This window comes from Wolbachia endosymbiont of Nasonia giraulti (assembly GCF_048054155.1).
In the GTDB taxonomy this organism is placed as follows: Bacteria; Pseudomonadota; Alphaproteobacteria; order Rickettsiales; family Anaplasmataceae; genus Wolbachia; species Wolbachia pipientis_C.
Genome location: NZ_JAFEVH010000069.1, coordinates 1 through 5,067, shown reverse-complemented (window position 1 = coordinate 5,067; position 5,067 = coordinate 1). Strand labels below are relative to the sequence as shown.

The window sequence follows — 5,067 nt, the reverse complement described above, 5'->3', positions numbered from 1 at the left end:
AAAAGGTAGAGCAAAAGTGGATTACTGCTTTGCCTAATTGGGCTTTAACTATGTCTCAACTTGATATCTTTTTTCCTGGTAGGTTAAAAATTGAGTTGAATTGAAAATGCGGTTTGACACACTTTTTTGAACGTTCCCAATAAAATGCCAATCTTAAATATTGCTATATTTCACGATAGCTACTTAATTTGGCACGTATGGTTTGTTAAACACTTCCACTCAAAACCGCTACAGACTATATCTTTCTGTATAATCTTTAAATGCACCTCTATTGGAGTCAAAATGTAGTTTCACACTACCAATTGGCCCGTTTCTTTGTTTTGCAATGATCAGCTCTGCAATATTTCTAATTTTCTCCATTTTCTCTTGCCACTCTCGATGTTTATTACTTCCTTCATTTGGTTGCTTTCTTAATTCATAATATTCTTCTCTATAGAGGAACATTACTATATCCGCATCCTGCTCTATGCTTCCTGAATCACGTAAATCAGAAAGTTGTGGTTTTTTATCATCCCTTTGCTCAACAGAACGAGAGAGCTGTGATAGTGCAACAATGGGAATATTTAGTTCCTTTGCAATTGCTTTTAAACCCTGCGTCACTTCTGAGATTTCTTGCACTCTATTTTCACTACTCCTTTTTGTTGTTCCTCGAATTAACTGCAGATAATCGATAAAGACCACCTCTACATTATATAGTTGATAGAGAAGACGTATTCTGGTACGAAGAGCACTAATTGATAATGCAGGAGTGTCATCTATGATGAAAGGTAATTCGGATAGATCTGTACTAGCATTAATGAATTCGTGTAATTCAAAATCACTAATTCTCCCAGTCAGTGCCTTATAATAACCAATGCCTGAATCTATAGTAATCAATCTTGCAGTCAATTGCTCTGCTGACATTTCAAGTGAGAAAAACGCTACGTAGTGTTGTTTATCTGTTCTTTTTTGCAAAATCTTACAAGCATTAAGTGCGATGTTCAGCGCCAATGCTGTCTTTCCCATTGAGGGCCTTGCAGCTATAATTAACAGATCAGATTTCTGCAAACCACCAAGAAGCTGGTTTAGGTCTTGAAGTCCGGTTGTAATACCTAGCGCCTCTGGGTTATTTTTCAGCTTGCTGATCTTCTCAACCACATCTTTAATTGAACTTGCAAGCTTTATATATGTCTTATCACCTTGCTTTTTTACTGCTAAGTTGAACAACTTTGTCATTGCCTGCTCAATTTGTACCTGTGCAGGATTTTCAATGTCGTAGTTATAACTATCGTCAACTATCTCCTGCCCGAGCTTGATTAAGCATCTCCTTAAATAAGTATCACGGATTATTCTGGTCAAGCTATAGATGTCAAGCGCAATGCTTGCCTTTGCTGCAAGTTTTGCTAGGTACTCAACTCCACCACATTCGGCAAATGCTTTATCATTTTCAAAAAACATCTTTAGGCTTAGTTCATTGGCGACTATGCCGTGTTTTCTGGTTTTAGATATCTGGGTAAAAATGCTTTGATGTAGTGGATCATAGAAATTATCTGCTGTGATTATGTCTTCAACTGCATCACAAATTCTATTATCTCGAATCATTGCACCAATGAGCATTTGCTCTGCTTCTAAATTATGTGGCAATTTACATATTTCTTCTCTTGAATCAATAAGGTTAACTAATTCATTCATTTTAAGTTTTTAGAGTAATGATTGATTATTGTAGAATATTCAGTCCTTACTTAAAAGATAAAAAATTTGACTAATCTTGTATTGCTTATAGCATTAAAGTAGGCCCCTGTGGTGGAATGGTAGACACGGCAGACTCAAAATCTGTTGCTTGCAAAAGCATGCTGGTTCAAATCCGGCCAGGGGCACTCAAACATTGGAAAATGCATATATGTTACATAAATTTTTTAATCGTTTATTTTCCATTCTTTCTTCTATAAATGCTATTCAAAAAGTGAAAAAGGATGATAATGGAATATGCTATGTAACGGGACTTAGACGCTATTTGTCAGTGCTTCTTGATTTAATCATCATCGTTTTATTTTTGCAGTTTTGCGGTCAGGCCTTAAATCAACTCTTCATGAGCTCGGAGAGCAGTAAAATATTAGGCCAAATTGCTGCAAAATATCAAATGCAGGTACCACTATCTGCAGAGGAAACAGCAATGCAGAGTAAACTAATCAAGTTACTAATTCTAAATCAAATAGTTCAATTCATTATGCTTTTTAGTTATGTGGCATATATGTGGATAAGGTTTGGTGCTACACCTGGAAAGTTATTACTTGGACTCAGAGTTGTAAATGCACAAACTTTTGAAAAATTGACTCTCAAACAAGCAATAAAGAGGTTTTTTTCCTTTATATTGTCAACTGCACCACTATTCTTGGGTTTTATATGGGCAAACTTCGACAAACGCTGCCAAACTTGGCACGATAAGATCGCAGACACAGTGGTTGTCATAAATAAGAGTCTTAAGCGTGATAAAATGAAATAGTAGGTAAAAAATATGCCAAGTATTACTCATGGTCAAAGTATGGATTCTATTAGCGATAGCATTGTACATATTGGTGATAATGAAATAAAAGAATGCGCAATTGAAGCGCTAGAACCATTTAAGAACGAATTAGAAGCTCAAAGTTTTGACCTTAATGAGCTAGGAACTTCTGACCTAATTAAAGCATGGAAGAAGATAGAAGATTTTAAAGGTGCTGGATTAAAGGATGCTTTTGACCTTGCTGATCTGATAAAAGGGCAAATTGCAGGATTTAATAAAGAAAAATTACAAGAAATGTGTACTTTTAGCAAGATTTCCTACGGTAATGTGGACAGAAAATTAAAGCAAGATGAGTACAAAACTAAAAGGCAATTTGAAGAAGAAGGTTATCAAATTATAAAATTTTACGACAATGAACTCATTGAAGACAAATATTGCTCGGATACTGATTATAAATTAGAGCAACAAGATGTCGGTTATGCTTTAATGAGTAGCAATTCATATAATCGAGATGCTGGTTATGTTTTTATTAAAGGTCAGGAAGTAACTATAGCTTACCACGGTACTCGTGATTTAAATGATGTAAAGGAAGATCTTCGTGCATCTTTAGCTAAATTGTCATTTTTACCTGAAGATCATCGTGTCCACTCTGGTTTTTACTCTTTATTCAAACGCTCTTGGCCCAGTGTGCATAAGATATTAAAAGGGCATGCTAATGATAAAGGATTAGCAATCAAAGATTTGAAAATTAATGTTACAGGTCATAGCATGGGAGGTGCTCTTGCTAATATCGCTGCTTTATGTCTTAATAAAACAGAAGGTGCCGAAGATGTTCATGTTGCAACTTTTGGTTCTCCAAGAGTTTTCTACAATGGTGCCGCTGAAGTTTACAATCAGTGTCTTGGAAATAAGACTATTAGAGTAGCTTGTCAATCAGATCCGGTACCATGTTTGCCACATGGTAATGCTGGTATGCACTATAAACATGTAGGTAAATCATTAAAATTAGAAACAGGTAAAACTCTGGAGTACTTAGAACTGCACTATCATAGAATTAATATCTATTATAACCTTGTTCGGGAAGTAGAGCAGGAAAATTTTAAATCAGATAACAATCCATCTAAGTATCGTCATATTGCTTATATTTTTGGCCTATTTTACCATGCAGTTTTGTCATATGTCGATGTGAATGATAAGGAGTTCTTTAAAAAAGTTGAGGAAGAAAATAAAGACATTAAGCTTTCTGAGATACCAATTCAATATGCTCCAAAATTAGAAGAGAAAATTAAACTACTAGAACAAGAAGTAGCTAAGCCTACTAATGACAAAACTCAATTAGAGGGAAGGTTAAAGAGTATACAACAAAGTTTGGTTGGAAAAACTAAAGAGCTAGATGATGAAAAAGGAAAATTAACACAAGAACAACAGAAGACTAATCAACTCAATGATCAAATAGATAAACTTACTGCAGAATTTAAAGGGACAAAAGATCAGCTTGCAGAAAAGAAAGCAGAGCTGGATGAACAAACTAGAACAGTAACCAAGCTTAATGATACTATAAAGGAACTTAAGGAAACAAATGCTGAATTAGAAAGAAAGAATAGTAATCTGGCTAATCGACTGGAGAAACTTGAGGAAGCAAAAACTAAGCTAGAAGAAAAGGTAGAATTTGCAGAAAAAGAGCTGAGGGATGCTAAAGCTCAATTCAGAGAGAGTGAGAGAGGGCTAAGGGAAGTAAAAGCTCAACTTGAACAGGAAAATAGTAATTTGTCTAGTCAAGCAAGGGAGCTTAAAGGGAAATGTGAGCAAACAGAAGTTCAACTTGTAGAATCAGAGCAAAAACTAGCTGAAGAAACTAGTAAAGTCATGCAACTTAGCAAAGAATCTAATGAAGCAAGAGCTCAGCTTGAAAAGAAGAAAAAAGAGATTGGAAAGCTAAAAGATCAAGTAGATCAAATGACTATACAAAACAATCAATTGGAAGGGCAGCTGGATGATGCAAGACAATCGTTCGCTGATCAAATAATGCAACGCGAAAATGAAAATAACGACTTAAAGACAAAGCTGCAAGAAATTGAAAACAAAAGTGAAGTACTAGAGAAGAGTCTACAGAAGCAATTTGAAAGCAAGAATGAAGAGCTAAGTGAAAAATTCTTGAAAGCAAGAACTTACAGTAAAAGGCAAGGTAATTATGCTTCTGTTTCTTTTGTATTATCTGGAGCATTTGCTGTTGGTACAAGTTTAACAATGGTTCATTTAGCAATGTGTGTTTCGCTTGCTGTAGCTGCATTAACTTTTCTTGCAGTAGGATGTTACTGTTCTTATAACGCAAATACCGCACTTAATAATGTTGAAGTTAGTCAAATCGGGAATGATCTTAGTCATTCTTTAGTTTAGTTGTAGAGTAGCTGCTTGAGTATTAATTTAAATATTCTTCATTGCTAGTGGGAACGTTCAAAAAAGTGTGTCAAACCGCATTTTCAATTCAACTCAATTTTTAACCTACCAGGAAAAAAGATATCAAGTTGAGACATAGTTAAAGCCCAATTAGGCAAAGCAGTAATCCACTTTTGCTCTACCTTTTT

General features: G+C 35.0%; 3 protein-coding genes and 1 tRNA gene. 3 read left to right on the top strand and 1 reads right to left on the bottom strand.

Annotated features, from left to right (window positions below):
- Positions 1-228: 228 nt before the first annotated feature.
- Positions 229-1,671, bottom strand: a complete 1,443-nt coding sequence (locus JR312_RS05980; RefSeq protein ID WP_264331109.1) for a replicative DNA helicase — start codon at positions 1,669-1,671, stop codon at positions 229-231.
- A 102-nt stretch (positions 1,672-1,773) separates the two neighbouring features.
- Here JR312_RS05980 and JR312_RS05975 point away from each other — a divergent pair.
- The 3 genes from JR312_RS05975 to JR312_RS05965 all read left to right on the top strand — a co-directional run bounded on the left by JR312_RS05975 (position 1,774) and on the right by JR312_RS05965 (position 4,879).
- Positions 1,774-1,856: transfer RNA gene (locus JR312_RS05975), tRNA-Leu, on the top strand.
- A 23-nt stretch (positions 1,857-1,879) separates the two neighbouring features.
- Positions 1,880-2,482, top strand: a complete 603-nt coding sequence (locus tag JR312_RS05970) for an RDD family protein (RefSeq protein ID WP_264331179.1) — start codon at positions 1,880-1,882, stop codon at positions 2,480-2,482.
- Between the two features lie 12 nt (positions 2,483-2,494).
- On the top strand, positions 2,495-4,879 hold the full coding sequence (locus JR312_RS05965) for a lipase family protein (protein WP_416647955.1): 2,385 nt from the start codon (positions 2,495-2,497) through the stop codon (positions 4,877-4,879).
- The last annotated feature ends 188 nt before the right edge of the window (positions 4,880-5,067 follow it).

Coding starts and splice junctions, on each gene's coding strand:
- JR312_RS05970 (WP_264331179.1), top strand. CDS start 1,880: ATGTTACATAAATTTTTTAATCGTTTATTTTCCATTCTTTCTTCTATA.
- JR312_RS05980 (WP_264331109.1), bottom strand. CDS start 1,671: ATGAATGAATTAGTTAACCTTATTGATTCAAGAGAAGAAATATGTAAA.
- JR312_RS05965 (WP_416647955.1), top strand. CDS start 2,495: ATGCCAAGTATTACTCATGGTCAAAGTATGGATTCTATTAGCGATAGC.